A 14,450-nucleotide genomic window follows, 5' to 3' on the forward strand; every position below is an offset into this window, starting at 1 on the left:
CCTTGATCCGCAACGACAGAGGGGCGGGCATCGCAGGGCTCCAGACCGGAATCGGAACCCTGTTGTCGCGTCTTGAGACCCGCCTATGTAGTTGCGCGGACCCGCCTACCTAATCGTCGCCGAACAACTAGCAGCGGCCCCGGGCGCGTGTGAGCACCTGGTACTTCACTGAGCCGCTGATTGGGGTGCGGTGGCGGCTGCGGTGGGCAAACACCTCCTCGCCGCGCTGCTCGCGGAAGGCATCGAGGCGCTGGCGGCAGAGCTCCACCAGCACGTCGCGCTCGCCATCGCTCAACGCGTCGCCGCCGATCAGGCTGTCGTGGCCATCGCCATAGGCGGTGATGCCGTTGAAGGTGAACCCGGCCCACCATGCGCTTCCCAGGATTCGGCGGGCCACGTCCTGCGCCGGGGCCGGGCTGGCGGTTGCCGGGCGCCATGGCCAGGTCTGGCTCTGAGCGGCCCGTCAGGCCATCGCCCCTGCTGGGATCCCTTCTGGCTGTGCCGCCCCAGCCCCCCACCCAAGACTGATGACAAAAGGCACACAGGGCCTTAGGGTGTTGCCATGAAGCCCTTTCGCTGGAGCGCAGGCAAGAACGAGGTCCTTCAGCTTCAACGAGGCGTTTCCTTCGAGGCCGTGGTGGTCGCTATCGAATCCGGTGATCTGCTCGACATCGTTGAGCATCCGAACCAGGCCCGCTACCCAGGCCAGCGCATTCTTGTCGTTCTGATCTCCGGCTATGCCCATTTAGTGCCTTCTATCGGGGCCGACGATCACTTCTTTCTCAAAACCATCATTCCCAGCCGCAAAGCCACCCTCGCCTACCGCCCAGGAGACGCACCATGAACCCCCTTGATCACGAAGAGCAGGAGATCCTGGAAGCCTTCGAAGCGGGCACGCTCCGTTCGGTGGCTACGGCTGCCGAGCGCTCCCGCCTGGAAGCCTCCGCAAGGTCAACGGCCAGCAAGGATCAGCGCATCAACATTCGCCTCACCAGTGAGGATCTGGGCGCCTTGCGTGCCCGTGCCCTGCAGGAGGGCATTCCCTACCAGACCCTGATCAGCAGTGTCCTTCACAAGTACGTGTGCGGCAGGCTTCTCGATCGCCCCTGAGCGTGTGGAGCTTCGTGGTTTTGGGCGTGATGCGGCTGCCGCCAACCCGGCTCAGGGTGTGGCTGTGCCGCCCCAGTCCCCGACCCGTGCTCTCGTCGGTGGCGTGGACAAGGGCCCGTTGTTTTGAGGGTGGACGGCAGGCAGAAGGGAGAGAACCGGGATTCAACAGCCTGTCCCGAGGACGGGGGCTTTCTGCTTCAGAGATGCCCAAGAGAGCCGAAAAGGTATAGAATCAGCCCCGTATGGAGTTCGTGTTCGATCCGCACAAGAGTGCCTCCAGCCTTGCCAAGCACGGCATCGACTTCCTTGCTGCCCAGCAGCTCTGAAACGATTCGGAGCTCCTGGAGCTTCCGGCCCGCACCACCGGGGAGCCAAGATTCCTGGTGATCGGCAGGATTGGCCTCAAGCACTGGTCAGCCGTGATCACTTACCGCGACCAGAGCATCCGATTGATTTCCGTTCGGCGGTCCAGACCAGAAGAGGTGGAGCTCTATGAACAGTTCTGATTTCGATCAACGTTTCGATGCCGGCGAGTCCGTGCTTGAGGCCCTCGACCTCGGCGGTGCCCGTCGCCGTCGGCTGGAGCAGAAACGCGTCAACGTTGACATCCCTGTGTGGATGATCGATCAGCTCGATCGCGAAGCCAGCCGCCTCGGCGTCACGCGTCAGTCGATCATCAAGGTGTGGTTGGCGGAGCGGCTGGAGCAGCGGACGTCTGCTTGAACCCCGAGCTATGACTTCTATCCAGAAGGATGAGGCCGCACCCAAAAGGATCGAGCAGCGCAAAGCGGTCGCGTTGCGCCAGCCAGGCATCAGGCACGGTGATCAGCAGGTCCACATCGGAGGCCATCTCCTCGGACCCTCGACCCGTAGCCGCAGGCTTCTCCGCAGGAGTACAGACGTACATCGGCAGCGGGAATCAGCTGGCGAATGCCGGCAACCATGCCCGCCAGCCTCGGCTCGATCGGTTTGGAGGCTGTGGTGGCAGTCATGACTCCATTCTGACGGCCACTGGCTTCGCCCGGTAGCGGGCACTCCATCGCTGCGGTCTGGATGAACGCGCGCAGGCCAAGGAAGGCAGCAGAGGGGCCGGTGGCCATGGAGTGATGCTGGCGGCTGCCGGGCGACCGGGCCAGGGTTGGTTTTGGGCGGCCCGTCAGGCAGGAGCTCCTGCTGGGATCCCTTCTGGTTTGGGCGTGATGCGGATGCAGCCAACCCGGCTCCGGGTGTGGCTGTGCCGCCTCAGCCCCTATGCCACCCCGCGGCCCCAGGCAACTGCAGCAGGTCGGCGAGGGGTGTCGTTCCCATCGCCCTCGACGGGGATGCAGTCCAGAATGGAGCCATGGCTGCCCCTTCGACCCAGGAAACCTCCCTCTCCCAGCGGCTCCAGGGCGCCCGTGAGCAAGTGCTGGCCGTGGCTCACCGCCATGGGGCCCGCAACCTGCGGATCTATGGCTCGGTGGCCCGTGGCCAGGATCGGCCCGGCAGCGACCTTGACCTGCTGGTGGATCTGGAACGGGGCTGTTCCCTGCTGGAGGTGATCGCTCTTCGGCAGGAACTGGAAGCTCTCTTGAATTGCCAGGTGGATCTGGCGGAAGCTGCGCAGTTGCATCCTTTGATCCGCGATCAGATCATTGCGCAGGCAAAGGCTTTGTGAGCAAGGATCTCCTTTACCTCACCAGCATTGCCGAAGCTCTTGAGCGCATCACTCTCTACTCCATAGAAGGCCGCTCAGCCTTTCTTGCTTCCACGCTTGTGCAGGATGGAGTGATCCGTAACTTGATCGTGGTCGGCGAAGCCGTGAAGAATCTGTCGGCGGATCTTCGCGAGTCCGAACCGTCCACTCCTTGGAAGTCCATCGCCGGCATGCGAGATGTCCTGATTCATGATTACTTGCGTGTGAATCTGGAGCAGGTCTGGGAAACCGTGGCGCGTGATCTCCCTCCCCTTGGTCTCACCGTTCACTCGCTGATTGAGCGGCATAGGAACGATTGAGCGCGAAGCCAGCATCGCCTACTGCCCAGGAGTCCCACCATGAGCCCCCTGGATCACGAAGAGCAGGTGATCCTGCCGCTCGCGGCATAGCTGCAGCAGCGCGTCACGTAGTGGCTGAGCCATGCTGGCCTTTGGCCAGGTAACGGCGTCGCTCAGTTCGTCGCCGCCGATCAGGCTGTAGGCGCCGTTGCCGTAGGGAGTGATGCCGTTGAAGGTGAACCCGGCCCACCTTGCGCTTCCAGGATCCGGCGGGCCACGTCGTGTGCGGGGGTCGGGCTGCGGCGGCCGAGCAGTTCCATGCGCATGAGCGGTTGGTCGATGGGGCTCATGCGCATGCGCTTGGCGATGGTCTCGCGCAGGCGCTCGTAGGCGGTGGAGGGGGGCGGGGGCATGGAAGAGCCCTCAGGCCTCAGCTTCGGAACCCGGCACGACCAACGCCTCCAACCGAGTCACGAGCTGCTTCACTTGGAGATTGAAGGCCTCCCGATCCAGCCCCAGGGGAGCGGGATCGGCGTCATAGCGGAACTGCACGGCGTAGACGGTGAGTTGAGCGAGCGCCTCCAGGTCGGGCCGCGGCTACTCCCTCGGCCTCCAGCAGCAACAGCAGTCGGCGCAGGTCATGGGTGAGAGGCGGGTCACCACCGAGCTGTAAGTACCAGGCTTTGAGCGCCTTCTCCACCGCCTGCTGCAACCAGAAGCCCCAGGCACCCTCCCGGAACACAACTGGATCGCTGGAGGCCTCGGCGGTCTCCAGATCGGCGATGGCGATCTTCAGCAGACCTTCCGGCTCAGAGAGCGCCATCCAGCAATCGCCCCTCCCGGAACGCCCTGCCGATCACGTGAATGCGCCACTGGCGGCGTTCCTCGCACTCCCGCTCGGAGTACAGCAGCAGATCCAGTGACATATCCGCTCGCGCCAGCAGCGCCCATAGCTGATTGAGCACCTCGAAGCGGTTGCGTCCCTCCAGCCAGTTATCCGGGGCCGTGATCAGCAGATCGATGTCCGAATCAGGGCCAGCGGTGCCCCGGGCCCTGGAGCCGAACAGACGAACCTCCGAGCCAGGAATCACGCCATGGATCACCGCCGCCATCGCCTGCAGGCGGGCATTGATCGGCAGCGCAAGCGGGGTGTTCATGCCCTGCATTCTGATTTCCCGCGCTCGGCGTCGCTCAGCTCATCGCCGCCGATCAGGCTGTAGGCGCCGTTGCCGTAGGGAGTGATGCCGTTGAAGGTGAACCCGGCCCACCATCCGCTTCCCTGGATCCGGCGGGCCACGTCCTGCGCCGGGGCCGGGCTCCAGGCCAGGGTTTGTTTTGGGCGGCCCGTCAGGCCATCGATCTTGCTGGAATCCCTTCTGGCGCGTCTATCCTTTCGTTTATACGCCTGAGTCCCATGGCTGCCACCCCTTCCCGCCAGGCCCTGCGCCGTTGGGGTAACAGCCTCGGCATCCGTTTGCCCGCCTCCATTGCCCGTGAGGCTCAGCTTCAGGTGGATCAGGCCGTGGAAGTCTCCGTTGTGGAGGGAGGCGTGATGATCCGGCCGGTGCAGCGACGCCTTTCCCTGGCCGAACGGCTTGAGGCCTACCAGCCCATGGCTGGCGAACCCACCGAGGCCATGGCCTTCCGTCCGGTTGGTGCTGAGGTCATCGAGTGAGTCCCCGCCCTGCCGTCCAAGGCTGGGTGCCCGATCGCGGCGACGTGATCGGGATCGACCACAACCCCCAGGCAGGCCGCGAGAGGAGGGATCACCATCCCTTTGCGGTGCTTTCCACCGCTTCCTTCCACACCACCGTGGGCCTGGTGGTGGGCTGCGCCATGACCACAGCTCCTTACAACCGTGGCTCCACCCTTGCTGTGGACCTGGGCCCCATCCCCGATCGGCCGGGTACCCACAGCTACGTGCTGTGCCAGCAACTCAAATCGTTCGACTGGCGCGCCAGGGGCGCTCGCCCGCATCCGGTCGGGCGATTGAACGACTCGCAACTGGAGGAGGTGATGGCGATTGTGGGGCAGATTCTGGGGTTGGTGGTCTGAGCCAGTGGCCTTCAGTTGAACCCATGGGGGTGGGCGAGACCGTGTGGCTTTGAAGGTTTCGAAAGGAGACGAAAAGGAACTGAATCAGCACCGTGGGGAGTTCGCCTTCGATCTGGCCAGGAGAGCCTCCAGCTTTGCCAAACACGGCATCGACTTCCTTGCTGCCCAGCAGCTCTTGAACGATTCGGAGCTCCTGGAGGTTCCGGCCTGCACCATTACTGCGATCCGTGTGACGTGACCCTGAAATGGTTAATCGGATGCTTGAAGTTCAATCCGACGTCATTTTCCGATGGCATGAGTTTCCCGCCAGCTCATCTCAACACCCCTGTATCGAATGATTCAGCTCCACCGCCGCGTTCCATTCCGGCTGGTGCAACGCCAACCCATCGGCCCCATGCCGCCGCGGGATCACCAGGCTGTGCCCAGGCGTCACCGGATCGGCATCGGCGATGCACAGCTCCAGTTTGTTCTCCAGCAGCACCCGGCCGCTAGCCTCTAGCGCGCAGAACACACAGCCCGCCTCGCGCCTCCCATCGCTTGTCGGTATTGCAGCGGAAGCAGCGGGTCTGAACTCACTCGCTCCGGTTCTCTCAGGGAGGACCAGCAGTGCATCCAACCATGCCCCATGCCCGCCCCAGCCACGTGGCCCGGAACGGGGGCATGGGCAGCCGGAGCGGTGGGGCGGCATCTGCTGCTGGCGGGGCTGGCATCACCACGTCTTAGATGAAATAGGTACCAAAGCAGTCAACGTCTACGCCATGCCGTAGCGGCCATCTACGAACTCTCAGCTCACTGGAGATAACCGCCCGCCCGACCGTGGTGGAACGCGAAGACCTGGCAACTAGCTATCTACCAGTAGCTATCTGCCAGCCATGCTTGCGCTGGTGGATGGTCTGACGGACGGTCAGTTGTTGTTGCTCAGGTGATGGTAAAGGATGCATTGGTGAGCGCCAGGCCACTGGTGATAGTAGCGAAAGCAATGGATCCGAAGCCTCCAATGCCATCTCGATCATAAAGCAGGCTACCGGCGGCACTGTTGTACAGAATTCGCTGAGTTGCTGTAGTTGCGGCAGCACCGATGAAGAACGCGTTCGCAGCGAGGGTGCCGGTGGTGGTGAGAGCGGTGAACACGGAATTCTCCAGCTCGAACCTATCCCCCTGGGCGATGGAAAAATCGCTGACTATATCGCGGTTGGTGGCGGCGTTCAGGGGAGCATCGAAGCGGAAACGATCTGCGCCGGTACCACCAATCAGTATGTCATTGCCGGCACCACCGCTGAGGGTGTCGTTGCCGGCACCCGTGTTGAGGGTGTCGTTGCCGCCGCCGCCTTTGAAGCTGTTGGCCAGGTTGTTGCCGGTCAGGGTATCGGCGAGGCTACCGCCGATCACGTTTTCAAATGTTGAGACCGAGCCCAACGTGATGCGGTTGGTGGTGTTGACCACCTGGTTGGTGGCCAGGCCCAAATTCACGGTGACCGAGAGGGCGGTGGTGGCGCTGAAGTTCAGCGTGTCGACCCCACCGCCGGCCTCATTGAGCGTGTCGTTGCCCAGGGCCAGATCGGTATCGAAGCTATAGCTGTCATTGCCGGCACCGCCGATCAGGGTGTCATTGCCGGCACCACCGCTGAGGGTGTCGTTGCCGGCACCCGTGTTGAGGGTGTCGTTGCCGCCGCCGCCTGTGAAGCTGTTGGCCAGGGCGTCACCAACGACGGTGTCGCTGTTAATGGTGCCGAGCACGTCGGTGAAGTTCTGAACGAAGAAGCTGGCACTGCCGATGCCGGGGATGCCGTTGACCGTGAGGTTGTTGGTGGCCAGGTTGATGTTGAAGCTGGTGGCCTGCGGGCCGGCGACCGTGCCGTCGATGACGTTGGACTGGCCGAGCGTGCCGATGATGCGTTCCACCCCGGCAATGGTGTCGGTGCCGAGGCCGCCGGCCTTCTCGATCACGCCCTGCGACTTCAGCGTCACCCGCTGACCGAGGGTGGAGTAGTCGATGGTGTCTGATCCGATGCCGCCATTGATCAGGTCGTTACCGCTGCTACCAAGGATGATGTCGTTGTCGTTTAATTCGATGATGCCACGCAGGAAGACGAAGTTAGGGAGGTCGTTCCAGTCGCCCACACCGCTGAAATTGAATTGGCCGTAATCCTCATCGCCAAGATTGTTTGGTTCGCCGGCGGCCCAGTTGGTGTAAGTGACGGGGTCACCATTCACCCAAGTGAAAGTGCCTTCGCTTGCGGCATCCGCGAAGCCAATCCAAAACGATTCGCCGCTGCCACCGAAGCTATCGAGGAGAAACTGATTTTCGGCGGCGTCGTTGATGGCAACAAGATTGCCACCCAGGGCCTGGGCTTGGGCCTGGGCAGTGGTCCAGCTATCAGCTTCGCTGAGGATATAAAGATTGTTGTTGAAGCTGAAGACCGGGCCATCGAAACTACCGCCGTCCAGCACATCATTGCCGGAACCTCCATTAAGCACATCATTGCCGAAACTTCCATTAAGCACATCATTGTCGGAACCTCCATTAAGTACGTCATTGCCGAAACTTCCATTAAGCACATCATCGCCGGAACCTCCATTAAGGATGTTATCAGCCGTGTTGCCAGTGATGATGTCAGCAAAATTGCTGCCGATTACATCCTCAAAACCCTGCACCGTGACGCTCAGTGGCAAAGGGGCAGGGCTGCCATTGACCGTTACCAATCCTGTGGTCAGGTTGGTGTTTGTATCGGTTACGGTGAAACCACCAGCAGAAAGGGCACCGCTGAGATCGACGGTGTCGTCAGATCCTGAGCTGCCGATAATGGTTTCAATACTCACCAAGCTGTCCGTGCCGAGAGCGCCTTTGTTGAGCACCCCGAAAGCACCGAGGGTAACCGGACCACCCAGGCTGCTGTAATCGGCAGTGTCTGATCCGGAGGCCCCGTCGTAACTGTCATTGCCGGCGCTGCCGAAGAAGAAGCTGAAGTTGTCATCGCCGACGACGGTGTCACTGTTACTGGTGCCGCGCACATTGGTGAAGTTCTGGATGAAGAAGCTGGTACTGCCGATGCCGGGGATGCCGTTGACCGTGAGGTTGTTGGTGGCCAGGTTGATGTTGAAACTGGTGGCCTGCGGGCCGGCGACCGTGCCGTCGATGAAGTTGTCCAGGCCGAGCGAGCCGATGATGCGTTCCACCCCGGCAATGGTGTCGGTTCCGGACTGCTTCTCGATCACCCCCTGCGACTTCAGCGTCAACCGCTCACCGAGGCTGGAATAGTCGATGGTGTCGATGCCGCCGGCACCGTCATAGCTGTCATTACCACTGCTGCCGAAGAAGGTGTTGTCCCCCTGGATGCCGGGGACGGAACTGCCGGTGATGAAGTCGTCGTTGCTGGTACCGCGTACGTTGACGAAGTTCTTGATGAAGAAGGCTTGGTCGCCGATGAATGGAATGTTCTTCACCAGCAGGAGGCCGCCGTCGAGGTCGATCTCGAAGGAGGTGGGCTGCGGGCCGCCGGTGAAGCCGTCGATCAGGTTGATCTGGCCGGCGGCGCCGATGATGCGCTCCATGCCGGCGATGGTGTCGGTGCCGAACGGACCCTTCTCGATGATCCCCTGCGACTTCAGGGTGACCGCGGTTCCGAGCGCGCCGTAGTCGATGGTGTCGAAGCCGCCGAGGCCGTCGTAGCTGTCAGAGCCATCTGTGCCGAAGAAACCATTGCGGGCGCCGTCGCCTACGACGATGTCGCTGTTACTGGTGCCGCGCACATCGGTGAAGTTTTCGATGAAGAAGCTGGCACTGCCGATGCCGGGGATGCCGTTGACCGTGAGGTTGTTGGTGGCCAGGTTGATGTTGAAGCTGGTGGTCTGCGGGCCGGCGACCGTGCCGTCGATGACGTTGGACTTGCCGAGGGCGCCGATGATGCGTTCCACGCCGGCGATGGTGTCGGTGCCGAAGCCGCCGGCCTTCTCGATCACGCCCTGCGACTTCAGCGTTACCCGCTGACCGAGGCTGGAGTAGTCGATGGTGTCGATGCCGCCGGCACCGTCATAGAAGTCGTTACCACGGCTGCCGAAGAAGAAGTCATTAAATTCTCCGCCGCCAAAGATATCGTTGCCGTTAGTTCCTGCGAAACTTAAACTTAAAATTGTTGATGAAAGGTTGTAGCTTCCAATGTTAGAAGGGCTAACACCAAATGGGCCCGCATCAAGAAAGTTAAGTGCCACTTGTGGTCGCAGTAAAAACAATTTCTGAATTTAAAATAATAAAAGTAGTATCATCATTGAAAGCTAATTCAGCACCAATGCCATCGCGCAGGAAGAGAGTAGGATCACCCAGGCCGATGCCGTCGAGATTGAACCGATATGATACTCCAGCATTCAATTCGATGCTGAACCAATCGCGGTCTAAAGGATGGTCAACTACCCCAGAGTTACTGCCACCAACACTGACGCTGCCGATAGTGAAAATATCGCCAAAAAAACATCAAAGCCGGACATTTTTTTGATAGATTCGCTACAATGATATTTTACAGCACATTGGGTGCAGTGAATGTGTCGATGGATACAATCTGCGCCACTAATGCCTGCAGGCTTGGTTCGCATTAAGTTTGCCTAAGCCAAAGGAGTTGAAGCTTCCCCAGAGTTTAGAATAGTGATGCCCACTAGTTGAGCTGGGCTTTGGTCTTGGTTTAAGCCGCCACGAACAGCACGATGTTGGCGATCCGCTCCTGGACACTGGAGAAGCCGCCCCTCTGGGTGGTCCGACCAAACCAGCGCTCCACCTGATTGAGCCAGGAGGCGTAAGTGCGTGTGGAGAGCACGTAGAAGCGGGGCCGCTGGGCCAACCAGGTAGGGACCTTGTCGTGCTTGTGCGTGCGGTCGTTGTCAACGATCAGGTGTACCTCCAGATCTTCGGGGAGGGGCTTCTCGATCTGGCGCAGGAACCCCAGGAATTCCTGGTGCCATGCCTTTGCTTGCCCACTCAGCCAGGCGGAAGGAGCCAATGTTTAGGCACCTCATAAGGAGGTCACACATGGCCACGAATCTCGCGCTCGATCACGCCTTCCGTGTGCGTGGTGAGCCCACCAAGAAGGCCGCGGTGACCCGTGCCCTTCAGGAATTCATCGCCCGCCGTGAGCAGCGCCAGGTTGCCGACCTCTTCGGCAAGCTCGATTGGGACCCCGGTTACGACGTCAAGGCCGAACGGGACCGGCAGCGGTGAGTCTGCTGGTCGAGACCTCGGTCTGGTCGCTGGCCTTTCGCCGTGATGGCCAGCCCGGCGCGCCTGAGGTGGGCGCCCTCCGTGCTGCTCTTCAGGGTGCTGAAGGGTCTTCACCACCGGATTGGTGCTCCAGGAGGTCCTCCAGGGGTTTGCTAGTCCCAAAAACCGAGACCAGCTCGTGGAGCGCCTTTCCGCCCTCGCTTTCCTTCAACCCGACAAGCAGGACCACAGGGCAGCAGCCGAAATCCGCAATGTCTGCCGCCGCCGAGGGATCCAGATCGGCACCATCGACGCCCTGGTCATTCCACACTGCCAGCGCTACGACCTGACGCTGCTGACAACCGACAAGGACTTCCGGCCGCCCGCCTGAGACAATCCACAACCCCCGACCCCCAGGGACAGTCATGGCCGTTCTCGGCAGAGAGGCGATCCTGCAGGCGATCGAAGCGGGCACGATCGGGGTCACGCCCTTCGTTCCCGACCGACTGGGCCCCGCCTCCCTCGACCTCACCCTGGCCTGCACCTTTCGCGTCTTCCGCAAGGTGCACGAGGTGATCGAGGTGCGCGAGCACACCGACTACCGGACGCTCACCGAGAAGATCGTGGTTCCCGAGGGCGAGCACATCCTGATCATGCCGGGCGAGACGGTGCTCGGTATCACCCAGGAGCGGCTGCGCCTGGGCCCAGGTCTGTGCGGCTGGCTGGAGGGTCGCAGCCGCTTCGCGCGGCTGGGCCTGATGGTGCACATCAGCGCCCCCTTCATGGGCCCAGGGATCGACAGCCAGCAGGTGCTGGAGATGAGCAACTTCGGCCCCGCTCCCCTGGCGGTGCATCCCGGCACGGCGATCTGCCAGTTCGTGTTCCAGAAGCTGCTGGGCAGCGAGAGCTATGCCGGCAGCTTCGCTGGCCAGACGGCAGACTCCTTCTGAGACCCTCCTGGGTCCTCAGAAAATCCCCAGGGTTTTCTTCTTGCAGTAGCCGGCCCCGATGTTCATCCAGCCCGAGAGGCAGGGCTTGCCGTTGGTGGGCCTCACCTCGTAGTCGATGGGCGAGTTGCAGTGCTGCTTGAGGTCGTTGACATACCCAAGCGGGCACTGGTCGTAACCCGGAAGTTTGGGGATCCGCTTCTGGGCCAGGGCCGGCCCAGGGATCAGCAACGGCAGGGCCAGAAGACCGGCGGCCAGGGCGAGGGGTGGTTTCGGCATCTGGCGGCTCCCCACGTGTCCAGACCCTAGGAGTCGCTTGCCGGCAGCGCCTTTGAGACGACGGGCTCGTAACCGCGGGGCAGCAGGTTCCAATCGGCGTTGAAGACGTGCACCTGGCGGGTGGCCTTGCCTCCAGCTTCGAACGGCAGACCGGCATGGGCCCAGGCCAGGGCGCTTCCTGCCAGGTTGCGCACCTCGAAGCCCCGGCTCCGGAGCTCCCGGGTGTAGATCCCGCTGCGCAGGCCGATGGTGCAGTAGGGAACCACGAGCCAGGAGCGGTAGCGGGCGCTGTTGCGCTCGAAGTCCTGCTTCGTGATGGCCCCCGGCAGCATTGAGACACGCCGCTCATGCGGCTCGCGCACATCGACCAGTACCGCCGGCCTCCCTTGGGGTCGCGCCAGCCACTCGGCCACGGAGATCTCCGGCTGGCCGCGAAACAGCAGGAGCTTCATGCGCCCGTAGCGGCGCCCCACCTCGGCCGAAAGCTCGCTGTCCGTGGCGCCCGCGGCCGGCGCACCGCGGCCCACCGCGATCCGGTGGAGCGCCAGCCCAAGCCAGCGCAGGCCCGGGGATGTCATGGCGTGGCTTCTCCTGGCACCGGCAACGTCTGCGCTTGGCACCCAGACTGCCCCTGCACGACCTGCCCAGCGCGCGGGCACCCCCCACCCCAGCCATGACCGACCCAGCCCTGCCGCCGATCGCCGGCGATGAAGCGGAGATCCTCGCCCTGGTGCAGCAGCCCGGCCCGGTGGCTCTGCCCCGCACCAACCTGGATCTGGCACAGATCCGATCCGGGTTCGCCTGCGCACTCCACATGCACCAGCCCACGATTCCGGCCGGGGCGCAGGGCGAGCTCATTTCCCATCTGCAGTACATGTTCGAGCACCAGGGAGAGGGCGACAACCACAACGCCGAACCCTTTGCCCAGTGCTACCGGCGCCTGGTCGACCTGCTTCCCCAGCTGATTGGCGAGGGCTGCAACCCCCGGATCATGCTGGATTATTCCGGCAACCTGCTCTGGGGCCTGGAGCAGATGGGCCGGCTCGATGTGCTTGAGGCGCTGAAGCGGCTCGCTTGCGATCCCGCTCTTCAGCCCCATGTGGAGTGGCTCGGCACCTTCTGGAGCCACGCCGTGGCCCCCTCCACCCCGATCCCCGATCTGAAGCTGCAGATGCTGGCCTGGCAGCACCAGTTTGCCGCCCTGTTCGGGCGGGACGCCCTGGCGCGGGTGAAGGGCTTTTCGCCACCGGAGATGCACCTGCCCAACCATCCCGACACGCTGTTTGAATTCATCAAGGCCCTGAAAGAGTGCGGCTACCGCTGGCTGCTGGTGCAGGAGCACAGCGTTGAAACCCTGGATGGCAGCAGCCTGTCTCAGGAGCAGAAATACCTTCCCAACCAACTCGTGGCGCGCAACTCCAGCGGCGCCGAGGTGTCGATCACGGTGCTGATCAAGACCCAGGGCTCCGACACCAAGCTGGTGGGCCAGATGCAGCCCTGCTACGAGGCCCTGGGGCTTGGCCGCCAGGTGCTCGGGGCCACGACGGTTCCCTCGCTGGTGTCGCAGATTGCCGATGGTGAGAACGGCGGCGTGATGATGAATGAGTTCCCCTCCGCCTTCCTCCAGGCCCATCACGCCATCGCCTCCCGGGACGGTGAGCAGGCCACGGTGGCGATCAACGGCACGGAATATCTGGAGCTGCTGGAGGCCGCCGGTGTGTCCGCCGGCGACTTCCCCAGGATTCAGGCGGTGCAGCAGCACAGGCTCTGGCAACAGCTGGGCGGCGCACCCACCGCATCGGCCACCCCGGAGGCCACTCCTGAAGCCACGGCGTCGGCTATCGCCCAGCTCCAGGCCAGCGATCCAGCCTTCTCAATGGCTGGCGCCTCCTGGACCAATGACCTCAGCTGGGTGGAGGGCTACGCCAATGTGCTGGAGCCGATGAACCAGCTCAGCGCCCGCTTCCACCAGCTGTTCGACCCCCTGGTGGCCGAGGATCCTGGCGTGACCCGGACCCCCCGCTATCAACGGGCCTTGCTCCACCTGCTGCTGCTGGAAACCAGCTGCTTCCGCTATTGGGGCCAGGGCACCTGGACCGGTTACGCCAGCGAGATCCACCGGCGTGGTGAAGCGGCGATGGTGACCCCCTGACCGCCCCGATCAGTTCTGATCGTTCTCTTCTGACAACCCTTCCGCGAAGGGCTCCACTTCCGGGAAGTATTTGGCCATGCAGGCATTGCAGACGCCATGGGAGAACTCCACGTTGTCGTGGCTCTTGATGAAGGCCTCAACCGTCCCCCAGTAGCCCTGATCGTTGCGGATGCCCTTGCAGTAGGAGCAGATCGGGATCAGCTGCTCCATCACATCGAGGCGCTGCAAGGCGCCGGCGAGCTGATCAGAGACACGTTTCAGTTCCAGCTGCATCACCACCTGATGGGCCAGGGTCTCCAGAGATCGGATCTGCAGGGCGCTGAGTTCCCGGGGCCGTCGATCGATGACGCAGAGCGAGCCGATCCGGGCGCCCGACGGGGTGCACAGCGGCACCCCCGCGTAAAAGACGATGTTGGGGTCGCTGCAGACCAGGGCGTTGTCGCGGAAGCGTTCATCCTCCCGGGCATCCTTCACCACCAGGGTCCGGTCGCCGAGGATGGCGTGGGCACAGAAGGACACATCCCGGCTCGTTTCGCTCACCTCCAGGCCGACCTTGGATTTGAACCACTGACGATCGGCATCCACCAGGCTGATCAGGGCGATGGGCACCTCGCACAGCTGGGCGGCCAGAAAAGTGATGTCGTCGTACGACTGCTCGGCGTCGGTATCGAGGATGCGGTAGTCCTTCAGGGCCTCCAGGCGTGCCGCCTCGCGGGGAGCCACGTTCGCGGGCATGGGCAGCCTGATC

At 62.7% G+C, this 14,450-nt stretch carries 23 protein-coding genes and 2 pseudogenes; 13 read left to right on the forward strand and 12 right to left on the reverse strand.

The genetic code is table 11. The annotated features are described in order from the left end of the window. Positions 1–127 precede the first annotated feature (127 nt). A complete protein-coding gene (locus tag KBZ12_RS16045; RefSeq protein WP_254959004.1) occupies positions 128–397 on the reverse strand; it encodes a hypothetical protein in 270 nt (89 codons plus the stop codon). A 165-nt stretch (positions 398–562) separates the two neighbouring features. On the opposite strand from KBZ12_RS16045, the gene KBZ12_RS16050 reads away from it, so the two are divergent. The 6 genes and pseudogenes from KBZ12_RS16050 to KBZ12_RS16075 all read left to right on the forward strand — a co-directional run bounded on the left by KBZ12_RS16050 (position 563) and on the right by KBZ12_RS16075 (position 3,105). Beyond that, the gene (locus tag KBZ12_RS16050) at positions 563–844 is read left to right on the forward strand and encodes a toxin (RefSeq protein WP_254959005.1); all 282 of its coding nucleotides are present in this window, start codon (positions 563–565) and stop codon (positions 842–844) included. After that, a complete protein-coding gene (locus KBZ12_RS16055; protein ID WP_254959006.1) occupies positions 841–1,110 on the forward strand; it encodes a hypothetical protein in 270 nt (89 codons plus the stop codon). The genes KBZ12_RS16050 and KBZ12_RS16055 overlap by 4 nt, the downstream gene beginning before the upstream one ends. Positions 1,111–1,448: 338 nt before the next feature. Next, positions 1,449–1,616 (forward strand): annotated as a pseudogene (locus KBZ12_RS16060) (BrnT family toxin); the annotation flags it as partial. Next, positions 1,603–1,833 (forward strand): type II toxin-antitoxin system BrnA family antitoxin, encoded by a 231-nt coding sequence (brnA, locus tag KBZ12_RS16065; protein WP_254951842.1) that lies wholly within the window; start codon positions 1,603–1,605, stop codon positions 1,831–1,833. The pseudogene KBZ12_RS16060 and the gene brnA, both read left to right, overlap by 14 nt. Before the next feature lie 619 nt (positions 1,834–2,452). Next, positions 2,453–2,767, forward strand: a complete 315-nt coding sequence (locus KBZ12_RS16070) for a nucleotidyltransferase family protein (RefSeq protein ID WP_254959007.1) — start codon at positions 2,453–2,455, stop codon at positions 2,765–2,767. After that, positions 2,764–3,105 carry a DUF86 domain-containing protein gene (locus tag KBZ12_RS16075; RefSeq protein WP_254959008.1) on the forward strand — a complete coding sequence of 114 codons (342 nt, stop codon included), beginning with the start codon at positions 2,764–2,766 and terminating at the stop codon, positions 3,103–3,105. Before KBZ12_RS16070 ends, KBZ12_RS16075 begins: the two co-directional genes overlap by 4 nt. A gap of 170 nt (positions 3,106–3,275) precedes the next feature. Here the strand turns inward: KBZ12_RS16075 and KBZ12_RS16080 are convergent, their stop codons facing one another. The 4 genes from KBZ12_RS16080 to KBZ12_RS16095 form a co-directional block, all read right to left on the reverse strand. Then, positions 3,276–3,497: a hypothetical protein gene (locus tag KBZ12_RS16080; protein ID WP_254959009.1), complete on the reverse strand. Its 222-nt coding sequence runs from the start codon at positions 3,495–3,497 to the stop codon at positions 3,276–3,278. Positions 3,498–3,619: 122 nt separating this feature from the next. After that, a complete protein-coding gene (locus KBZ12_RS16085; protein ID WP_254959010.1) occupies positions 3,620–3,907 on the reverse strand; it encodes a HEPN domain-containing protein in 288 nt (95 codons plus the stop codon). After that, positions 3,894–4,241 carry a nucleotidyltransferase domain-containing protein gene (locus KBZ12_RS16090; RefSeq protein ID WP_254959011.1) on the reverse strand — a complete coding sequence of 116 codons (348 nt, stop codon included), beginning with the start codon at positions 4,239–4,241 and terminating at the stop codon, positions 3,894–3,896. Before KBZ12_RS16090 ends, KBZ12_RS16085 begins: the two co-directional genes overlap by 14 nt. After that, complete coding sequence (locus tag KBZ12_RS16095; RefSeq protein ID WP_254959013.1) at positions 4,238–4,381, reverse strand: hypothetical protein; 144 nt, start codon at positions 4,379–4,381, stop codon at positions 4,238–4,240. The genes KBZ12_RS16090 and KBZ12_RS16095 overlap by 4 nt, the downstream gene beginning before the upstream one ends. Before the next feature lie 117 nt (positions 4,382–4,498). Between KBZ12_RS16095 and KBZ12_RS16100 the strand changes: the two genes are divergently transcribed. Genes KBZ12_RS16100 through KBZ12_RS16110 form a run of 3 tightly spaced genes read left to right on the forward strand, consistent with a single transcriptional unit; the run spans position 4,499 to position 5,377 of the window. After that, entirely contained in the window at positions 4,499–4,759 is a 261-nt protein-coding gene (locus KBZ12_RS16100; protein ID WP_254959014.1) for an AbrB/MazE/SpoVT family DNA-binding domain-containing protein, read from the forward strand. Further along, positions 4,756–5,139 (forward strand): type II toxin-antitoxin system PemK/MazF family toxin, encoded by a 384-nt coding sequence (locus KBZ12_RS16105; protein ID WP_254959015.1) that lies wholly within the window; start codon positions 4,756–4,758, stop codon positions 5,137–5,139. The genes KBZ12_RS16100 and KBZ12_RS16105 overlap by 4 nt, the downstream gene beginning before the upstream one ends. A 43-nt stretch (positions 5,140–5,182) precedes the next feature. Continuing rightward, positions 5,183–5,377 carry a BrnT family toxin gene (locus KBZ12_RS16110; RefSeq protein ID WP_254959016.1) on the forward strand — a complete coding sequence of 65 codons (195 nt, stop codon included), beginning with the start codon at positions 5,183–5,185 and terminating at the stop codon, positions 5,375–5,377. A 78-nt stretch (positions 5,378–5,455) separates the two neighbouring features. Here KBZ12_RS16110 and KBZ12_RS18555 read toward each other — a convergent pair whose 3' ends face one another. The 4 genes from KBZ12_RS18555 to KBZ12_RS16125 all read right to left on the reverse strand — a co-directional run bounded on the left by KBZ12_RS18555 (position 5,456) and on the right by KBZ12_RS16125 (position 10,127). After that, positions 5,456–5,650: an HIT domain-containing protein gene (locus tag KBZ12_RS18555; protein ID WP_254959018.1), complete on the reverse strand. Its 195-nt coding sequence runs from the start codon at positions 5,648–5,650 to the stop codon at positions 5,456–5,458. 407 nt (positions 5,651–6,057) lie between these two features. After that, on the reverse strand, positions 6,058–9,348 hold the full coding sequence (locus KBZ12_RS16120) for a lectin-like protein (RefSeq protein WP_254959019.1): 3,291 nt from the start codon (positions 9,346–9,348) through the stop codon (positions 6,058–6,060). After that, entirely contained in the window at positions 9,338–9,505 is a 168-nt protein-coding gene (locus KBZ12_RS18740; RefSeq protein WP_396101409.1) for a hypothetical protein, read from the reverse strand. The genes KBZ12_RS16120 and KBZ12_RS18740 overlap by 11 nt, the downstream gene beginning before the upstream one ends. Before the next feature lie 307 nt (positions 9,506–9,812). Beyond that, positions 9,813–10,127, reverse strand: a complete 315-nt coding sequence (locus KBZ12_RS16125) for a transposase (protein WP_254959020.1) — start codon at positions 10,125–10,127, stop codon at positions 9,813–9,815. A 29-nt stretch (positions 10,128–10,156) separates the two neighbouring features. Here KBZ12_RS16125 and KBZ12_RS16130 point away from each other — a divergent pair, with 29 nt between their 5' ends. From KBZ12_RS16130 to dcd, 3 genes and pseudogenes are all read left to right on the forward strand, one after another. Continuing rightward, positions 10,157–10,345 carry a type II toxin-antitoxin system VapB family antitoxin gene (locus KBZ12_RS16130; protein WP_254959021.1) on the forward strand — a complete coding sequence of 63 codons (189 nt, stop codon included), beginning with the start codon at positions 10,157–10,159 and terminating at the stop codon, positions 10,343–10,345. A gap of 115 nt (positions 10,346–10,460) precedes the next feature. Then, positions 10,461–10,715: pseudogene (locus KBZ12_RS16135) on the forward strand (PIN domain-containing protein); the annotation flags it as partial. 34 nt (positions 10,716–10,749) lie between these two features. Continuing rightward, on the forward strand, positions 10,750–11,274 hold the full coding sequence (gene dcd / locus KBZ12_RS16140; protein WP_254959022.1) for a dCTP deaminase: 525 nt from the start codon (positions 10,750–10,752) through the stop codon (positions 11,272–11,274). A gap of 15 nt (positions 11,275–11,289) precedes the next feature. Here dcd and KBZ12_RS16145 read toward each other — a convergent pair whose 3' ends face one another. Both KBZ12_RS16145 and KBZ12_RS16150 read right to left on the reverse strand, forming a co-directional pair. Beyond that, on the reverse strand, positions 11,290–11,550 hold the full coding sequence (locus tag KBZ12_RS16145; protein ID WP_254959023.1) for a hypothetical protein: 261 nt from the start codon (positions 11,548–11,550) through the stop codon (positions 11,290–11,292). Positions 11,551–11,576: 26 nt separating this feature from the next. Then, entirely contained in the window at positions 11,577–12,128 is a 552-nt protein-coding gene (locus KBZ12_RS16150) for a rhodanese-like domain-containing protein (RefSeq protein ID WP_254959024.1), read from the reverse strand. A 95-nt stretch (positions 12,129–12,223) separates the two neighbouring features. Here KBZ12_RS16150 and KBZ12_RS16155 point away from each other — a divergent pair, with 95 nt between their 5' ends. After that, positions 12,224–13,702 carry a glycosyl hydrolase family 57 gene (locus KBZ12_RS16155; RefSeq protein ID WP_254959025.1) on the forward strand — a complete coding sequence of 493 codons (1,479 nt, stop codon included), beginning with the start codon at positions 12,224–12,226 and terminating at the stop codon, positions 13,700–13,702. Positions 13,703–13,711: 9 nt separating this feature from the next. Here KBZ12_RS16155 and KBZ12_RS16160 read toward each other — a convergent pair whose 3' ends face one another. Then, the gene (locus KBZ12_RS16160) at positions 13,712–14,437 is read right to left on the reverse strand and encodes a GAF domain-containing protein (protein WP_254959026.1); all 726 of its coding nucleotides are present in this window, start codon (positions 14,435–14,437) and stop codon (positions 13,712–13,714) included. Positions 14,438–14,450: the final 13 nt, after the last annotated feature.

It is taken from the genome of Cyanobium sp. Cruz CV13-4-11 (assembly GCF_024346055.1).
In the GTDB taxonomy this organism is placed as follows: domain Bacteria; phylum Cyanobacteriota; class Cyanobacteriia; order PCC-6307; family Cyanobiaceae; genus Cyanobium.

Excerpts from the sequence above, each read along its gene's own strand:
- KBZ12_RS16050 (WP_254959005.1), top strand. The coding sequence starts at position 563 with ATGAAGCCCTTTCGCTGGAGCGCAGGCAAGAACGAGGTCCTTCAGCTT.
- KBZ12_RS16055 (WP_254959006.1), top strand. The coding sequence starts at position 841 with ATGAACCCCCTTGATCACGAAGAGCAGGAGATCCTGGAAGCCTTCGAA.
- brnA (WP_254951842.1), top strand. The coding sequence starts at position 1,603 with ATGAACAGTTCTGATTTCGATCAACGTTTCGATGCCGGCGAGTCCGTG.
- KBZ12_RS16070 (WP_254959007.1), top strand. The coding sequence starts at position 2,453 with ATGGCTGCCCCTTCGACCCAGGAAACCTCCCTCTCCCAGCGGCTCCAG.
- KBZ12_RS16080 (WP_254959009.1), bottom strand. The coding sequence starts at position 3,497 with ATGCCCCCGCCCCCCTCCACCGCCTACGAGCGCCTGCGCGAGACCATC.
- KBZ12_RS16085 (WP_254959010.1), bottom strand. The coding sequence starts at position 3,907 with ATGGCGCTCTCTGAGCCGGAAGGTCTGCTGAAGATCGCCATCGCCGAT.
- KBZ12_RS16090 (WP_254959011.1), bottom strand. The coding sequence starts at position 4,241 with ATGAACACCCCGCTTGCGCTGCCGATCAATGCCCGCCTGCAGGCGATG.
- KBZ12_RS16100 (WP_254959014.1), top strand. The coding sequence starts at position 4,499 with ATGGCTGCCACCCCTTCCCGCCAGGCCCTGCGCCGTTGGGGTAACAGC.
- KBZ12_RS16130 (WP_254959021.1), top strand. The coding sequence starts at position 10,157 with ATGGCCACGAATCTCGCGCTCGATCACGCCTTCCGTGTGCGTGGTGAG.
- dcd (WP_254959022.1), top strand. The coding sequence starts at position 10,750 with ATGGCCGTTCTCGGCAGAGAGGCGATCCTGCAGGCGATCGAAGCGGGC.
- KBZ12_RS16145 (WP_254959023.1), bottom strand. The coding sequence starts at position 11,550 with ATGCCGAAACCACCCCTCGCCCTGGCCGCCGGTCTTCTGGCCCTGCCG.
- KBZ12_RS16150 (WP_254959024.1), bottom strand. The coding sequence starts at position 12,128 with ATGACATCCCCGGGCCTGCGCTGGCTTGGGCTGGCGCTCCACCGGATC.
- KBZ12_RS16155 (WP_254959025.1), top strand. The coding sequence starts at position 12,224 with ATGACCGACCCAGCCCTGCCGCCGATCGCCGGCGATGAAGCGGAGATC.
- KBZ12_RS16160 (WP_254959026.1), bottom strand. The coding sequence starts at position 14,437 with ATGCCCGCGAACGTGGCTCCCCGCGAGGCGGCACGCCTGGAGGCCCTG.